The sequence below is a fragment of the Rhizobium sp. 1399 genome (genome assembly GCF_031455475.1).
Lineage (GTDB): Bacteria > Pseudomonadota > Alphaproteobacteria > Rhizobiales > Rhizobiaceae > Rhizobium.
In genome coordinates this window covers 857,780-874,863 of sequence record NZ_JAVDSU010000002.1, presented here as the reverse complement: position 1 = coordinate 874,863, position 17,084 = coordinate 857,780, and the positions used below count along the sequence as shown (strand labels likewise).

At 63.0% G+C, this 17,084-nt stretch carries 13 protein-coding genes; 10 read left to right on the top strand and 3 right to left on the bottom strand.

Features of this window, described 5'->3' with window-relative positions:
• Window positions 1-12 precede the first annotated feature (12 nt).
• From J2X71_RS10120 to J2X71_RS10110, 3 genes are read left to right on the top strand one after another with little or no spacing between them, the layout of a single operon-like run.
• Entirely contained in the window at window positions 13-291 is a 279-nt protein-coding gene (locus J2X71_RS10120; RefSeq protein WP_310381820.1) for a sarcosine oxidase subunit delta family protein, read from the top strand.
• Window positions 288-3,221 carry a sarcosine oxidase subunit alpha family protein gene (locus tag J2X71_RS10115; protein WP_310381818.1) on the top strand — a complete coding sequence of 978 codons (2,934 nt, stop codon included), beginning with the start codon at window positions 288-290 and terminating at the stop codon, window positions 3,219-3,221. Before J2X71_RS10120 ends, J2X71_RS10115 begins: the two co-directional genes overlap by 4 nt.
• The gene (locus J2X71_RS10110) at window positions 3,214-3,735 is read left to right on the top strand and encodes a sarcosine oxidase subunit gamma family protein (RefSeq protein WP_310381816.1); all 522 of its coding nucleotides are present in this window, start codon (window positions 3,214-3,216) and stop codon (window positions 3,733-3,735) included. Before J2X71_RS10115 ends, J2X71_RS10110 begins: the two co-directional genes overlap by 8 nt.
• A 54-nt stretch (window positions 3,736-3,789) precedes the next feature.
• Here the strand turns inward: J2X71_RS10110 and J2X71_RS10105 are convergent, their stop codons facing one another.
• The gene (locus tag J2X71_RS10105) at window positions 3,790-5,832 is read right to left on the bottom strand and encodes an NADH:flavin oxidoreductase (RefSeq protein WP_310381814.1); all 2,043 of its coding nucleotides are present in this window, start codon (window positions 5,830-5,832) and stop codon (window positions 3,790-3,792) included.
• A gap of 89 nt (window positions 5,833-5,921) precedes the next feature.
• Window positions 5,922-6,827 carry a DMT family transporter gene (locus tag J2X71_RS10100; RefSeq protein WP_310381811.1) on the bottom strand — a complete coding sequence of 302 codons (906 nt, stop codon included), beginning with the start codon at window positions 6,825-6,827 and terminating at the stop codon, window positions 5,922-5,924.
• 113 nt (window positions 6,828-6,940) lie between these two features.
• Between J2X71_RS10100 and J2X71_RS10095 the strand changes: the two genes are divergently transcribed.
• Window positions 6,941-7,816, top strand: coding sequence for a LysR substrate-binding domain-containing protein (locus J2X71_RS10095; protein ID WP_310381809.1), 876 nt, complete (start codon window positions 6,941-6,943; stop codon window positions 7,814-7,816).
• On the opposite strand, the gene J2X71_RS10090 is transcribed toward J2X71_RS10095, so the two are convergent.
• Window positions 7,791-8,840 (bottom strand): GlxA family transcriptional regulator, encoded by a 1,050-nt coding sequence (locus J2X71_RS10090; RefSeq protein WP_310382184.1) that lies wholly within the window; start codon window positions 8,838-8,840, stop codon window positions 7,791-7,793. The genes J2X71_RS10095 and J2X71_RS10090 overlap by 26 nt on opposite strands.
• A 41-nt stretch (window positions 8,841-8,881) precedes the next feature.
• Here J2X71_RS10090 and J2X71_RS10085 point away from each other — a divergent pair, with 41 nt between their 5' ends.
• From J2X71_RS10085 to J2X71_RS10060, 6 genes are all read left to right on the top strand, one after another.
• Entirely contained in the window at window positions 8,882-9,784 is a 903-nt protein-coding gene (locus tag J2X71_RS10085) for a 3-keto-5-aminohexanoate cleavage protein (protein WP_310381807.1), read from the top strand.
• Window positions 9,785-9,791: 7 nt separating this feature from the next.
• Entirely contained in the window at window positions 9,792-11,282 is a 1,491-nt protein-coding gene (locus J2X71_RS10080; RefSeq protein ID WP_310381804.1) for a carnitine 3-dehydrogenase, read from the top strand.
• Window positions 11,283-11,292: 10 nt separating this feature from the next.
• Complete coding sequence (locus J2X71_RS10075) at window positions 11,293-12,453, top strand: acyl-CoA dehydrogenase family protein (RefSeq protein ID WP_310382183.1); 1,161 nt, start codon at window positions 11,293-11,295, stop codon at window positions 12,451-12,453.
• Window positions 12,454-12,456: 3 nt separating this feature from the next.
• Entirely contained in the window at window positions 12,457-14,511 is a 2,055-nt protein-coding gene (locus J2X71_RS10070) for an acetate--CoA ligase family protein (RefSeq protein ID WP_310381802.1), read from the top strand.
• Window positions 14,512-14,517: 6 nt separating this feature from the next.
• Entirely contained in the window at window positions 14,518-15,300 is a 783-nt protein-coding gene (locus tag J2X71_RS10065) for a carnitinyl-CoA dehydratase (protein ID WP_310381800.1), read from the top strand.
• A 121-nt stretch (window positions 15,301-15,421) separates the two neighbouring features.
• Complete coding sequence (locus J2X71_RS10060; protein WP_113325140.1) at window positions 15,422-17,011, top strand: ABC transporter substrate-binding protein; 1,590 nt, start codon at window positions 15,422-15,424, stop codon at window positions 17,009-17,011.
• Window positions 17,012-17,084: the final 73 nt, after the last annotated feature.

Genomic DNA, 17,084 nt, shown 5'->3' with positions numbered 1-17,084 from the left:
GGACCTGACGCCATGGCAAGCCTGATTTCCTGCCCCCATTGCGGTGTCCGTCCCAAGGAAGAATTCACCATCCGGGGCGATGCGAGCCTGACCCGGCCGGCAGCCGATGCAGGCGCTGACGCCTGGTACGACTACGTCTATCTGCGGGATAATCCGAGGGGACGGCATAAGGAGTACTGGCACCATTCCTCCGGCTGCCGGCGCTGGCTGATTGTCGAGCGCGACACCGTCACCCACGCCGTTCACACCGTCAGCGATGCCGCGCTTGCCAAGCTCGGAGGTGCGGCATGACGAGTTCGCGGCTTCCCAGCGGTGGCGGGATCGACCGATCGAGCACGCTGAACTTTACCTTCGATGGCAGACAACTGGCCGGCCATCCCGGCGATACGCTCGCCTCCGCCCTTCTTGCCAACGGCATCCAGCTCGTCGGCCGCAGCTTCAAGTATCACCGGCCGCGCGGCATCCTGACGGCGGGCGCGGCCGAGCCCAACGCGCTGGTCACGACGGGCACCGGCGGCCGCACAGAGGCCAATACGCGCGCCACGATGATCGAACTCCATGACGGGCTCATCGCCCGCAGCCAGAACCGCTGGCCCTCGCTCGGCTTCGACATTGGCGCCGTCAACGGCTTGCTGTCGCCCTTCCTGAGCGCCGGCTTCTACTACAAGACCTTCATGTGGCCGGCCGCCCTTTGGGAAAAGCTCTACGAGCCGCTGATCCGCAAGGCCGCCGGCCTCGGCAAGGCGTCCTACGAGCCCGATCCTGACTCCTACGAGAAATGCTGGGCTCACTGTGATCTGCTCGTCATCGGCGCAGGACCTGCCGGGCTCGCAGCGGCGCTGACGGCAGGACGCGCCGGCGCCCGCGTCATCCTCGCCGACGAAGATTTCGCGCTCGGCGGCAGTCTGCTCCTCGAAAACGGCACCCGGCTGCAGGACATGCTCGACGAACTCGAGGGCCTGCCGAACGTCCGTCTCCTGCCGCGCACCACCGTCGTCGGCTGGTACGACGACAATGTCTTCGGCGCCGTCGAACGTGTGCAAAAACATGTGGCGCTGCCCGATCCGCATCGGCCCGTCGAGCGCCTCTGGCGCATCATCGCCAAACAGGCAATCCTCGCCTCGGGCGCTGAAGAGCGTCCGCTCGTCTTCGGCGGTAACGATATTCCAGGCGTGATGGTGGCCGGTGCTATGCACAGCTATCTCAGCCGCCAGGCGGTGACGCCCGGCGCCCGCACCGTGATCTTCACCAGCAATGCGTCCGGCTATCGTACAGCGGCCGCGCTCGAAGCCGCCGGTGTCGATGTCGCCGCCATCATCGACGGCCGCGATGCGGCCAACAATGCCTGGTCCGGACGTGCCCGTGTGCTGAACGGCAGCCGCGTGCGCGACGCGCATGGCGGCCAACGCCTGCGCCATGTCACGATCGAGACCGCTTCGGCAGTGCAGCGCATCGAGGCGGATGCGCTTGCCATGTCCGGCGGCTGGAGCCCGATCATCCACCTTGCCTGCCATCGGGGCGCCAAGCCGGTCTGGTCCGAGGAAAGGGCAGCCTTCCTGGCGCCGGAACGCCAGCAGGGACTGTCGATTGCCGGCTCTGCGGCCGGGCTCGGCGCGACGGGCGCCTGCCTCGGCGATGGCGCGGCGAAGGCCGTTGAGGCGCTGCAGGCGATCGGCTTCGTCAAGGTTGAGCCCGCCTTCGCGCCCGTCGAGGAAACCGAGGCGGCCTCGAAGCCGCTTTGGTCCGTCAAGGGCGGAAAGGGCAAGGCCTTCGTTGATTATCAGAACGACGTACACCTCAAAGATCTCGGCCTTGCCGTTCGCGAGGGATATGGGCATGTCGAGCTTGCCAAACGCTATACGACAAGCGGCATGGCGACCGACCAGGGCAAGCTTTCCAATATCAACGCGATCGGCATCCTGGCCGAGGCCCGCGGCGTGTCGCCTGCCGACGTCGGCACAACCACATTCCGTCCCTTCTATACGCCTGTCTCCTTCGGCGCCCTGACGGGCGGCTCGCGCGGCCGTCATTTCCAGCCGGTACGCAGGTCACCGCTACATGGCTGGGCAAAGAAGAATGGCGCCGTCTTCGTCGAGACCGGGCTCTGGTACCGCTCCTCGTGGTTTCCACGTGCGGGAGAGACGACCTGGCGTGAGAGCGTCGACCGCGAGGTGCTGAACATCCGGCAGAATGCCGGCATTTGCGACGTCTCCACCCTCGGCAAGATCGAGGTCTTCGGCAGGGATGCCGCTGCCTTCCTCGACCGCGTCTATTGCAACGGCTTTGCCAAGCTACCGGTCGGCCGGGCGCGCTATGGCATCATGCTGCGCGAGGACGGCATGATCTACGACGACGGCACGACGAGCCGCTTCGCCGAGGACCATTTCTTCATGACGACGACGACGGCGCTCGCCGCCGGCGTGCTGACCCATCTCGAATTCTGCGCCCAGACGCTCTGGCCGGAACTTGACGTCCGTTTTGCCTCCTCGACCGACCAATGGGCGCAGATGGCGGTCGCCGGCCCGAAATCGCGCGCGATCCTTTCCGAGATCGTCGACGCGGATATTTCCGATGCCGCCTTCCCCTTCGTGAGCGCGCGCGTGGTCTCGCTCTTCGGCGGCTCGCTCGAAGGCCGGCTCTTCCGGATCTCCTTCTCCGGCGAACTCGCCTATGAACTCGCCGTGCCGGCCGGCTACGGCGAATGGGTCGCCGACCAGATCATGCGGGCAGGTGAAAAGCACAGCATCTGCCCCTACGGTGCCGAGGCGCTCGGGGTCATGCGCATCGAGAAGGGCCATGTCACCCATGCTGAGATCAACGGAACGGTTACGCCAGGCGATCTCGGTTTCGCCCGCATGGTTTCGGCCACCAAGCCCGACTTCATCGGCAAGACGATGCTCGCCCGCGAAGGTCTGCAGGCCGAGGACCGCCCCCGCCTCGTCGGCGTCAAGCCGCTCGATCCAGCGACGAGTTTCCGCACCGGTTCCCATATCCTTGCCGAGCATGCCGCCGCGACCCTTGAAAACGACCAGGGCTATGTGACCTCGAGCGCCTTCTCGCCGAGTCTTGGCCATACGATCGGCCTTGCGCTCGTCAAGCGCGGGCCGGAGCGCATAGGCGAAAAGGTCGTGGTCTGGAATGGTCTGAGAAACGAGTCCACCGAGGCGGTGCTCTGCAGTCCCGTCTTCATCGATCCCGACAACGAGAAGCTCCATGCCTGAACGTCCCGAACACAAGCCGGCCCTCGCCGGCAAGGCGACAGTTGAAGCCTCCGGCATCCGGCTGGAGCCGCTGCCGGAAGGCCATCTCCTGCATGTCATGGCCGCAATTGATGGCGATAGCCTCGCCGACGCGCTCTCTGCCGCTGGACTGGCAACGAGCGCTGCGCGAGTGGCCGGTTATCAGCAATGGTATATAACAGGCGAGGAAAGCCTGCCGCCCTCGCGTATCACGCTCCTTGCCGATCATTTAAGAGGCAGAGGCTTCGTCTGCGATCAGAGCCATGGCCGCATCCGCATCGCTCTTTCCGGTCCCCGCGCTGCGGACCTGCTCACTCGGGGAACGGCAGTCGACATCGATCCCACCGCTTTCCCCGTCGGCCAATCGGCAGTCACGCTTTTCGGACATGTCTCCGTCCAGCTGACCCGGACGCAGGCGACGCGCTTCGAACTCACGGTGCTGCGCAGCTTTGCCGAGGATCTCTACGAGATGCTCGAACACGCCGCGGCGGCCTGAGCGCGGGCCCTGAGGTCACATAGACACACAAAAGCCAGGCCCACGGTCAAGAGCTCAAAACAACGAACAGAACCTCAGCGCATCATAGACGGCAGCATGGATGTTGCGGCTGGAAACCGCGTCGCCAATCCGCACGAGGTCGAAACGCCCCTCGCTATTGCGCAGCGGCAGCGGTGGCTGACGATTGATCAGGGCAGAATAGTCCACCGCACCAAGATTTCGCGAAAGCGGCTTCAGCTCAAGATAGAGCCCGTCATTGGCAAGCGTGCCATGTTCGACAACGACCTGGGAGACGCGCCGCTCCAACTGTGCGCCGTCTGCGAAATCCGACCCGAGTACGGCGACAAGGGCGTTGCCGTCGCGCCGGACGGATTTGAGCCGCGTGTTGATGGTAACCCTGACGTTCCGTTCTGCGAAGGCACGGGCATAGGGCACGTGGTTCATGCCCCCCATATCGGGCGCGAAAAAGCGTTCGGGCGACACAAGCTCGAGCTCCGCGCCGCTTCTGGCAATCACCTCAGCCGCCGACATGCCCGGATGTGCGCCATTGTCATCGAAGAGCAGTACAGTGTCGGCGATCCTGACACCGCCGGCGAGGATTTCCCAGGAAGATGTCACAAGCTCATCACCTGCATCGAGTTCTGGCTGCTGTGCGATGCCACCGGTCGCAATGACAACGAGGTCGGGTTCAAGAGCTATGACGTCGCTTGCCTCTGCGTAGACATCATAGTGCATGCGAACACCCAGCCGCTCCAGTTCCGCCAGCCGCCAGTCGATGATACCAATCATCTCCTTGCGCCGGGGATTGCGGATGAGCAGGTTGACCTGTCCGCCGGCCTTTCCGGTCGCTTCCAGAACATCCACCTCGTGACCACGCTCGACAAGCACGCGGGCGGCCTCGAGACCGGCCGGTCCGGCACCGACCACGACCGCCTTGCGACGGATCTCCGCCTTGGGGATCTCGTGCGGGATTTCCCCTTCGCGACCGGTCGCGGCATTGTGGATACAGAGTGCCTCGCCGCCTTCATAGATACGGTCAAGACAATAGGTGGCGCCGACGCAGGGCCGGATGCGCGCTTCCTCGCCGCTCTCGATCTTGCGCACGATATGTGGATCGGCAATATGGGCGCGCGTCATGCCGACCATGTCGAGCTTTCCCTCGGCGATCGCATGACGGGCTGTTGCCACGTCACCGATGCGCGCAGCATGAAAGACGGGGAACTTTGTTATCGCCTTCACTTCGCCGGCAAAATCGAGATGCGGGGCAGACGCCATGCCCTGGATCGGAATGACCTCGTTGAGCGCGACATCGCTGTCGATATGACCGCGAATGATGTTGAGAAAATCGATATCGCCGGATCGCGCGAATCGTGAAGCGATCTCTATGCCTTCCTCGCGTGGCAGTCCTTTCTCCCAGTCCTCGTCGGCGACAAGGCGCATGCCGACGATGAAATCCGGTCCAACCGCCTCGCGAACTGCCCGCGTGACCATGACCGAAAAACGCATGCGATTGTCGAGCGAACCGCCGAATTCGTCCTCGCGCCGATTGGTCGCCGGCGACCAGAAGCCATCGAGCAGATGGCCGTAGGCCTCGATCTCGATACCGTCGAGGCCGGCTTCCTGCATGCGCTGCGCCGCCGTGGCATAATCGGCGACGATGCGGTCGATGTCCCAATCTTCGGCCTCTTTCGGGAAGGTCCGGTGCGCCGGCTCACGGATCGGCGAGGCTGATAGCACAGGCAACCAGTCGCCCCTGTTCCAGCCCGTGCGGCGGCCAAGATGCGTGAGCTGGATCATGACCGCTGCACCGAACTCATGACAGTCGTCGGCAAGCTTCTTCAGCCAGGGCACGATCTCGTCGCGATAGGCATGGAGATTGCCGAAGGATGGCGGAGAGTCAGGCGAGACGACCGCCGATCCCGCCGTCATGGTGAGTGCAATACCGCCTCTCGCCTTTTCCCTGTGATAGAGCCGGTAGCGATCCGTCGGCATGCCGTTTTCCGAATAGGCCGGCTCGTGAGCGGTCGACATGACGCGGTTTTTCAGCGTCAGGTGCTTGAGTTGGAAAGGCTGCAGCAGGGGATCTCTAGAGGTCATATCCGCTCTCGTCGCTTGGGTGGGAGTGGCAATCGAACCGGTATTCTGGCCGATGCCGCAACGAATGACGATCCGGCCGACGCCGCATTCTAGCCGGCATGCGCCCGCCGGCTGCGGCTGAGGTCGATTGCGGTGTGCCAGAGCACGGCTCCAAGGATGACGGCCCCCCCAAAGAAGGTGGCAACCGGCGGCTGTTCGGAAAACATGAGCCAGACCCAGAACGGCGTCAATACAATCTCCATTGTTCCGATCAGCGCGGCTTCGGCCGGCGGCATTCGCCTCGCCCCAGCCAGGAAAAGCACGAGCGCCAGCGAAAAATTGGTCGCTCCGAAGGCTGCCAGCACGATCCAGTTGTGAAGATCGAGCGAGCCGACCGAGCCGAAAGGGGCGAAAATGATAAGCGTCAGGAAGGCGCTGACAACGGTCGGCGGCAGGCTCGGCACCTCGGGATTGATGCGCGGAATGATGATGACGAGTGCGAAGGAAACCGTCATGCCGAGCGCCAGCAGGTCGCCGAGCCCGGTCCTGCCGCCGATCGACGAGGCAACGATGACCACAACACCCAGAAGAGAAATGCCCCCGGCGATCAGCGTGCGCCTGGCGACCCCCTCTTTCAGGATGATCCATCCGAACAGGGCGGCGATGAAGGGTGCGGTCGAATAGATCATCGTCACATTCGCGACGCTGGTCATATAGAGCGCCCCGATGAAGCAGCCCTGACTGACGGTCTGGCAGACAATCATCGCCAGGCCGGACGGATGCAGGACCGAACGCCATTGCTTTCGTGATACCCCGCCTTCGAGGAACAGGCAGGGGATCAGCAGGAACAGCCCACCGAACAGCGAACGCCAGGCGATCGCCGTCCAGACGTCTGTCGTCAGGAGCCGCGAGTAGACCCCGCTGGCGCTCCAGGCAAGCGTCGCCCCGATGACGAGAAGGATGCCCTTCTCGCGCTCGCCGGCACCGAGGTGCCTGGCCGGATGTTCAATCGTCACGCAGGTTATTCTCGAAGGAGGAAAGTCGAACGCACCTCCTTTTTGCACCCGCAATTGACATCAGACAAACGAATAGTAGAGATGGATGTCATCGATTTTTTCTATGGCTGTCCATGCGCGAGCCCATCGAGAGTGATCTTCTCCGAACCTTCCTCGTCGTCGTCGAGACCACCAATTTTTCGGCGGCGGCACAGCGCGTCGGCAGAACACAGTCTGCGATCAGCGCGGCCATCAAGAAGCTGGAAGACACGATCGGCGAAGCACTGTTCGAGCGCGGCGCCCGAGGGGTGGTGCTGACACGTCAGGGCGTCCAGCTTGTCCCCTATGCCCGCCGTGTCATCGATCTCCTGAGCGAGGCGGCGGCGACGATCCGCAGCAAACCGCTCGGCGGACCGGTTCGCATCGGCATTCCCGAGGAATATAGCCAGACGGTGCTGCCTGCCGCGCTTGCGGCCTTCGCCGTGCGTCATCCGGCTGTCGAGGTCACGATCTCCTGCGATTATACTGTCCGCAACATCGCCGCCCTGGAACGCGACGAGCTCGATCTCGCCGTCGTCTTCGACTGGAGCGATCAAATGAGTGGCGAGGTGCTCTGCATCGACCCGACCGTCTGGGTGACCTCGATCGTCCACCGGCTGCACGACATCGACCCGCTGCCGATCGCAACCTATAGAGACTCGAGCTGGTGTCGCGATTTTGCATTGAAGTCGCTGCACCAGCTTGGACGCAACTACCGGGTCGCTTTCATTGCCGATACCAGCTCCGGACTGAAGAACGCCGTGACGGCCGGTCTTGCCGTGACGACGCTGTCGCGCAGCAATATCCCGCCCGGCTGCCGGGAACTGACGACCGAGGACGGCTTCCCGCCGGTCGATTCCTCCAGGGTCGTTCTTCGTCGCAACACATTCCGGTCGAGCGAAGCGGTTCGCGAACTGGCCGAGATGGTCCGCGATGCCTTCCAGCCTATGGCCGCGTCTGCGACGGCATGATCGGGCGTCGCAGCCGTCGCCTCGTTTCCGAAGGGCTTTCGGAATAGCTTGCCCGATAGCTTCGCGCGAAGGCGGAGGCCGAGTTGAAGCCGGTTGCGGCTGCTATATCGGCGAAGGACGCCGTCGTCTCGATCACTCTGCGCCGCGCCGCGTTCAGTCTCAGAGCAAGATAGTGGATATGTGGCGGCGCACCGATCGACGCCTGGAAGAGATCCTGCAGGTGCCGCGCGCTGATGCCGACCCTGCGTGCAAGCCGTGCCAGCACGATCGGCTGCTCGATATTTTCCTCCATCAGCCGCACGGCGTGGGCCACTCGCGGATCATCCATGCGCAAGCCCGCCGATAGCGCCTCGGCGGCGTGAAAGGATGGCTGCTCGTAGCGGAACAGCCGGCTGACCTCGAGCGCCAGCGAATAGCTCTGACGCCGTCGGATAACCTCCAGCATCAGGTCCACGGTCGGCAGCGAGCCCGATGTCGTCAGCCGCTTGCCGTCGATGACGAACCGGTCCTTGACGGCCGACACTTGCGGATAGGCGAGCGCGAAATCCTCGTAGTCCTCCCAATGGACGGTCGCCGACAAGCCGTCGAGCAGGCAGGCTTCCGCAAGCAGCCAGGTGCCGGATTCGATGCCGGCGATCATGGTCCGGTGGCGTGCCGCCTGCGATAGCTGCATCTTCAGGCCAGCAGTCGCGCTTTGCCGCCAGTTGTAGCTCGCCAGCACGAAGAGCGGCGTATCCGATGCCGTGGTCTGGAACGTTCCCTGTGTCGGTATGGCAATGTGGCTGGTTGTCGGCACCGCTTCTCCATCAGGCGTGAAGATGCGCCAACGGTAGAGCTCGCTGCCGGAAATGCGGTTTGCCCCGCGCAGCGGTTCGATGACAGAGGCAATGAGGATGAGGTTGGTGTCCGGCAGGACGAGAAGATCGATGTCGAGCCGTTCCGTCGATCGCTCCAGCACAGTCCCCTCCCTAGTGTTCCGATAATGTATCGATCGATTCCGAAAATGCAAAGCATCCTCTCCCATCCTGGCGCGTAATACCCTCAAGACGAGGGAGAACAACAAACATGCCTCTTGCGATGAACCGCGATGTTTTCATCACCTGCGCCGTCACCGGTGCCGGTGATACGGTTTCGAAATCCAGCCACGTTCCCATTACTCCCAAGCAGATCGCGGATTCCGCGATCGACGCCGCCAAGGCTGGGGCGGCAGTCGTTCACTGCCATGTCCGCGATCCGGAAACCGGCGCCGCGAGCCGCCGCAACGACCTCTACAGGGAGGTCACCGACCGCATCCGTTCGGCAGACGTCGATGTGGTGCTGAACCTGACGGCCGGCATGGGTGGAGACCTGATTTTCGGCGACGTCGAAAGCCCCCTTCCCTTAAAGGAGAAGGGGACGGACATGGCAGGCGCAACCGAGCGCGTCAGCCATATTGCCGAATGCCTTCCCGAAATCTGCACGCTCGACTGCGGCACGATGAACTTCAATCTCGGCGACTACGTCATGACCAACACGCCCGCCATGCTGCGGGCAATGGCCAAGAAAATGACCGATCTCGGCGTGCGCCCCGAGATCGAAGCTTTCGACACCGGCCATCTGTGGTTTGCAAAGCAGCTCGCCGAAGAGGGCCTGATCGAGGATCCGGTGCTGATCCAGCTCTGCATGGGCATTCCGTGGGGTGCCCCTGACGATCTCAACACCTTCATGGCAATGGTCAACAACGTGCCCGATAGCTGGACCTTCTCGGCCTTTTCGATCGGTCGCAACGCCATGGCCTATCCGGCTGCCGCGGTTCTGGCGGGCGGCAATGTTCGCGTTGGCCTGGAGGATAATCTCTATATCGGCAAGGGCGCTCTCGCCACCAATGCGCAGCTCGTCGAAAAGGCGGTGCAGGTGGTCGAAGGCATGGGCGCGCGGATCATCGGTCCTGATGACGTCCGCAAGAAACTGAAACTGACGAAGCGCTGAGGACGAAATGACAGGGATTACCAAAGCGGCCTGTATCGGCGGCGGCGTCATCGGCGGCGGATGGATTGCACGTTTTCTGCTTGCCGGCATTGATGTCAGCGTCTTCGATCCGCATCCGGAAGCAAGCCGCATCGTCGGCGAGGTCCTTGCCAATGCGGAAAAGGCCTATGGAATGCTGACCGGCGCCCCGCTGCCGCCGCGAGGTCGGCTCACCTTCGAAAAGTCCCTGCAAGAGGCCGTCTCCGGTGCCGACTGGATCCAGGAAAGCGTGCCGGAACGGCTCGATTTGAAGCGCCGCGTCTTAAGCGAGATCGACGCTGCCGCACGCCCGGATGCCCTGATCGGCTCGTCTACGTCCGGCTTGCTGCCGAGCGACCTGCAGCGCGACATGAAGCATCCCGAGCGTCTCTTCGTCGCCCATCCCTATAATCCCGTCTACCTGCTGCCGCTGGTGGAGATCGTCGGCGGCGAGAGGACCTCGAAAGCCACCATCGAGGCAGCGATGGAGTGTCTGGTCCCGATCGGCATGAAGGGCGTCCATATCGCCAAGGAGATCGAAGCCTTCGTCGGCGACCGGCTGCTCGAAGCGCTCTGGCGCGAGGCGCTCTGGCTCATCCATGACGATATCTGCACCGTCGAGACGCTCGACGACGTCATCCGCTATTCCTTCGGCCTGCGCTGGGCGCAGATGGGCTTGTTCCAGACCTATCGTATCGCCGGCGGCGAGGCCGGCATGCGCCATTTCCTCGCCCAGTTCGGGCCATGCCTTGCCTGGCCCTGGACGAAGCTAACCGACGTCGTCGATCTCGACGACGCGCTGATCGAGAAGATCGGAAAACAATCCGACGACCAGGCTGCCGGCCTTTCAATCCGCGCATTGGAGCGCATCCGCGACGAAAACCTCGTCGGCATCCTGCAGGCGCTGAAGGCCGGAAACGACGGCAAGGGCTGGGGTGCCGGCGAATTGCTGAAGGATTTCGAACGTGCCCTCTGGGCAGCAGGCGGCGGGAAAACCGCTGCTGTCGATCCCACAGAACCCCTGAAGCTCGTCGAGACGAAGGTGAGCCCCGCCTGGGTCGACTATAATGGCCATATGACGGAGCATCGCTATCTGCAGGTCTTTGGCGACACCTCCGACGCGCTCTTGCGCCTGATCGGGGTCGATCTTGCCTATGTTGAAGCCGGGCAGAGCTACTATACGGTCGAGACCCATATCCGCCATCTCGGCGAGGCAAAGCTCGGGCAGGCCATCCATTCGACATGCCAGATCCTCGCAGTCGATGAGAAGCGGCTGCACCTCTTCCATACCATCTGCGACACCGAGAGCGGCGCCGTGCTCGCCACTGCCGAGCAGATGCTGCTGCATGTCGATACCGAGGCCGGCAAGGCGACGCCGGCGCCAGCCGCCGTACTCGACAAGGCGAATGCTATTGCCGCGGCTCACTCAACGCTGCCTCCCCCGGAAGGGGCCGGCCGCCATGTCGGCCAGAAACGATAAGGAGATCGTCATGGATTTCGGCCTCAGCGAAGAGCAGGAAATGATCGTCGAGACGGTCCGCGGCTTCGTCGAAACCGAAATCTATCCGCATGAGAACGAAGTCGAGCGCACCGGCATCGTCCCGCCGGATCTCGCCGTTGAGATCCGGCAAAAATGCATCGACCTCGGCTTCTATGCCTGCAATTTCCCCGAAGAGGCCGGCGGCGCCGGCCTCGACCATGTCACCTTCACGCTGGTTGAGCGCGAGCTTGGCCGCGGCTCCATGGCGCTGACAGTCTTTTTCGGCCGTCCCTCAGGCATCCTGATGGCCTGCGAGGGCGAGCAGCGCGAACGTTATTTGCTTCCTGCCGTCCGCGCAGAAAAGATCGACGCGCTGGCGATCACCGAACCGGACGCCGGTTCTGACATGCGCGGCATGAAATGCACCGCTCGCAGCAACGGTGGCGATTTCGTGCTCAATGGGACCAAGCATTTCATTTCGCATGCCGATGCCGCCGATTTCATCATCGTCTTTGCCGCAACCGGCGAGGAGGAAACGCCAAAGGGCCTCAAGAAGAAGATCACCGCATTTCTGGTCGACCGCGGCACGCCGGGCTTCGAAATTCTCAAAGGCTATGATTCTGTCTCCCACCGCGGCTATCACAATTGCACCCTGAGCTTTGCTGACTGCCGTATTCCGCAGTCCCAGGTGCTCGGCGAACTGCATCGCGGTTTCGAGCTTGCCAATCAATGGCTTTACGGCACGCGGCTGACGGTCGCTGCCACCTGCGTCGGCAGGGCGCGGCGCGTCTTCGACATGGCTTTGTCCTATGCCGCCGAGCGCAAGCAGTTCGGCAGGCCGATCGGCGCCAACCAGGGCGTCTCCTTCAAGCTTGCCGACATGATCACGGAGATCGACGCAGCCGACTGGCTAACGCTTTCGGCGGCATGGCGCCTGGACGCCGGCCTATCCTCCGATCGCGAAATCGCGTCGGCCAAGCTCTACGCCTCTGAAATGCTTGCGCGCGTCACGGATGAGGCGATCCAGATCTATGGCGGCATGGGCCTGATGGATGACCTGCCGCTCGCCCGCTTCTGGCGTGATGCGCGCGTCGAGCGCATCTGGGACGGCACGTCGGAGATCCAGCGCCATATCATCAGCCGCGATCTCCTACGGCCTCTGGGAGCGTAGCCGATGACGTCCCGCCCGCTCGAGCGCCTGTTCAGACCACAAACGATCGCCGTCTTCGGCGGCCGTGAGGCGCGCCGGGTAATTGAACAGTGCGACCGGATGGGGTTTGCGGGCGAGATCTGGCCCGTTCATCCGACGCTCGATGAAGTCCTCGGACGGTGGTGCTTCAGAAACGTTTCCGAACTGCCCTCTCCGCCAGACGCGGCCTTCGTCGGCGTCAACAGGACATTGACCATCGAGATCGTTCGCAGCCTGTCGGCGGCTGGCGCCGGCGGCGCGGTCTGTTATGCTTCGGGCTTCAGCGAGGCCGTGGCGGAACTTGCCGATGGCGCCGACCTGCAACAGGCGCTGATTGCCGCTGCAGGCGACATGCCGATCCTCGGACCGAACTGCTACGGCTTCATCAACGGCCTCGACGGCGCGTTGCTGTGGCCCGACCAGCACGGCATGGCGCGTGTCGATCGCGGCGTGGCGATCCTGACCCAATCGTCGAATATAGCGCTCAACCTGACCATGCAGACGCGCGGTCTACCGATCGCCTATGTCGTAACGTCAGGCAATCAGGCGCAAACCTCGCTGTCCGACGTCGCCTGTGGCCTGCTTTCCGACCCGCGCGTGACGGCGCTTGGCCTGCATGTCGAAGGCTTTGGAGATCCAGCCGCGCTCGAATGCCTCGCCGCCACCGCCCGCCTGACGAAAAAGCCTGTTGTCGTGCTGAAAGTCGGCAAGTCCGAACAGGCAAGGCAGGCAACGCTTTCCCATACTGCATCACTTGCCGGTGGTGATGCTCTGGCCGATGCGGTGCTTGCCCGCCTCGGCCTCGGCCGCGTCGGGACGCTGCCAGCGCTGCTTGAAACGCTGAAGCTCCTGCATGTCGCCGGCCCGCTGCCAGACCCTTCGATCTCATCGATGAGCTGTTCAGGCGGCGAGGCCTCGTTGATGGCGGATGCTGCGGTCGGGTGCGCCGTCACGTTCCGGGACCTCGAGCCGGACCAGTTGCCGCGTCTGAGGCACGTCCTCGGCGACATGGTGACGCTCTCCAATCCGCTCGATTACCACACGTTCGTGTGGGGCGATCTCGCGCGCCAGACAGAGGCTTTCACTGCCATGTTCGAGGGTGGCTACGCCCTTAATCTCGTCGTCCTCGATTTTCCCCGCACCGACCGGTGCAGTACAGCCGACTGGGTGACGACGGCGGATGCCGTCATTGCCGCTGCCTCCGCGACAGACGCACTCGCCGGGATCCTGGCGACCCTGCCCGAGACCATGCCGGAGGCCGTCGCCAGCCGCCTGATCGCCGAAGGCGTCGTTCCCTTCTGCGGCATCGATGAAACCCTGATTGCCGCGGAAGTCGCAGCCGGCATCGGCCATGCCTGGCGCAAACCGCCGCCCCTGCCGCTCCTCAATGTGTCGTCCGTTGAAGGCGCAGTCGAAACGCTGACGGAGGCCGATGCCAAGGTAGAACTCAACCTCGCCGGCCTTCGGATACCCAAAGGCCTGATTGCGAGTACGCCCCTTCAGGCGGCAGATTGTGCTGAGCGGATCGGCTTTCCCGTCGTCCTGAAAGCGCTCGGCGTCGCGCACAAGACCGAAGCAGGAGCGGTCGTACTCAACCTGAAGGATGCCAGAGCCGTCTCGGATGCCGCATCAAAGATGGCTGCGACAAGCGGTTTTCTGGTCGAGCAGATGATCGACCGTCCCGTCGCCGAGCTGATTGTCGGCACTTCCCGCGACCCGGTTTTCGGATTATCGCTGACGCTTGGCGCCGGCGGGATTTTCGTCGAATTGCTGGAGGATTCCGTCATTTTGCCACTGCCAACGACGAGATCGGATATTTCAGAAGCAATTTCACGCCTGAAGATCGCAAAGCTGATCGACGGCTATCGCGGACGCCCGAGAGGCGACCTCGAAGCAACCGTAACGGCTGTCGCACGGGCGGCAGATTATGTCGTAATGAATGCGGCACGGCTGGAGGAACTCGACATTAATCCATTGATGGTTCTTCCCGAAAGTCGCGGCGTTGCCGCAGTCGATGCCCTGATCCGGCGAAGGAGGTAGCATAGGTTGAGCGACCCCATTCGCACCCGACAGGTTGGCGCAGTGCTGGAAGTCATCATCGACCGGCCGAAGGCAAATGCCATCGACCTTGCGACCAGCCGCGCCATGGGATTGGTATTCCGTGATTTCCGCGATGACCCCTTGCTCCGCGTGGCGATCGTCTCCGGCGCGGGCGAGAAATTCTTCTGTGCCGGATGGGACCTGAAGGCTGCCGCAGCAGGCGACGCGGCCGACGGCGACTATGGTGTCGGCGGTTTCGGCGGGCTGCAGGAACTGCGCGATCTCAACAAGCCGGTCATCTGTGCCGTCAACGGCATCTGTTGCGGCGGCGGGCTGGAGATCGCGCTCTCCGCCGACCTGATCCTCGCAGCCGAACATGCGACCTTCGCCCTTCCGGAAATCCGCTCCGGCACGGTTGCCGATGCCGCCTCGGTGAAGCTACCGAAGCGCATCCCCTATCATATCGCCATGGACATGCTTTTGACCGGCCGCTGGCTTGACGTCCAGGAGGCGCATCGCTGGGGTTTCGTCAACGAAATCCTGCCAGAGCACAAGCTGATGGAGCGGGCCTGGGATCTCGCCCGCCTGCTCGAAAGCGGACCGCCGCTCGTCTACGCGGCAATCAAGGAAATCGTCCGTGAATCGGAGGGTTCGACCTTCCAGACTGCCATGAACAAAATCACCAAACGGCAGTTTGCGACGGTCGACCGACTTTATTCGAGCGAGGACCAATTGGAAGGCGCCCGGGCTTTCGCCGAGAAACGAAGCCCTAACTGGAAAGGACGGTAACAAGGCGGCGGCAACCGCATCATCTTCCCGCAAGCGTGCGGGCACCGCGAACGGAAGAGGAAACCGTTCGGGGATCATGCCCAAAAACCGAAGTCAACGCACCATAAGAAGGAGAAGGGGAATGAACGACTACACGAAATATCTCGCAAGCCGGGTGACCGCCGGTGGCCTCAGCCGCCGCGAATTCCTGGGACGCGCCATGGCAGCCGGCCTGACGCTTGCTGTTGCCGATAAGCTTTTCACCGAAAGTGCCGAGGCCGCCGAACCGAAGCGTGGCGGTCATCTGAAACTCGGCCTCGAAGGTGGTGCCGCCACCGATTCGAAGGATCCGGCGAAGTTCCTGTCGCAGGTCATGTTCTGCATCGGCCGCTGCTGGGGCGACATGCTGGTCGAATCCGATCCGCTGACGGGGGCTGCCGTGCCGTCGCTTGCCGAATCCTGGGAGCCGTCGAAGGACGCGGCGACCTGGACCTTCAAGATCCGCAAGGGCGTCAAGTTCCACGATGGCAAGGAACTGACCATCGACGACGTCGTTGCGACGCTGAAGCGTCACACCGACGCGAAGTCGGAATCCGGCGCGCTCGGTGTTCTCGGCTCGATCAAGGAGATCAAGGCCGACGGCGGCAATCTCGTGCTGACGCTTTCCGAAGGCAATGCCGACATGCCGCTGCTGCTGTCGGACTACCATCTGGTCATACAGCCGAACGGCGGCGTCGACGACCCTCTGGCCTCGATCGGCACCGGCCCCTACAAGATGACGAGCTTCGAGCCCGGCGTCCGCGCCACCTTCGAGAGGAACAAGGACGATTGGCGCACGGACCGGGGTTATGTCGATTCGATCGAAATTATCGGCATGAACGACGCCACCGCCCGCATCGCGGCACTGTCGTCCGGCCAGGTCCACTACATCAACCGCGTCGATCCGAAGACCGTCAATCTGTTGAAACGCGCTCCGAACGTCGAGATCCTCTCGACCGCCGGCCGCGGCCACTACGTCTTCATCATGCACTGCGATAAGGCGCCGTTCGACAACAACGACCTGCGCCTGGCGCTCAAATACGCCATGGACCGCGAGACCATGGTGGAGAAGATCCTCGGCGGCTACGGCAAGGTCGGCAACGACTTCCCGATCAACAGCACCTATGCGCTTTTCCCCGAGGGCATCGAGCAGCGCGTCTACGATCCCGACAAGGCGGCCTTCCACTACAAGAAATCAGGCCATAGCGGCTCGGTCCTTCTACGCACTTCCGAAGTCGCCTTCCCCGGAGGGGTCGACGCGGCCGTCCTCTATCAGGAAAGCTGCAAGAAGGCCGGCATCGAGATCGAGGTCAAGCGCGAGCCGGGCGACGGTTACTGGACCAACGTCTGGAACGTCCAGCCCTTCTCGACCTCCTATTGGGGCGGCCGTCCGACGCAGGACCAGATGTATTCCACCGCCTATCTCTCGACGGCGGACTGGAACGACACCAAGTTCAAGCGTCCTGACTTCGACAAGCTGTTGCTGCAGGCCCGCTCCGAACTTGATGAAGCCAAGCGCAAGGACATGTATCGCACCATGGCGATGATGGTACGCGACGAGGGCGGCGTGATCCTGCCAATGTTCAACGATTTCGTGAACGCCTCCACCAAGCAGGTGAAGGGTTATGTGCACGACATCGGCAACGACATGTCGAACGGCTACGTCGCAACGCGCGTCTGGCTGGACGCCTGATGGCAAGGGGGCACATGCCCCTCCGACCTTCAACGAAGCCGGGACCGTGGGATGAAAACCCGCGGTCCTCCCG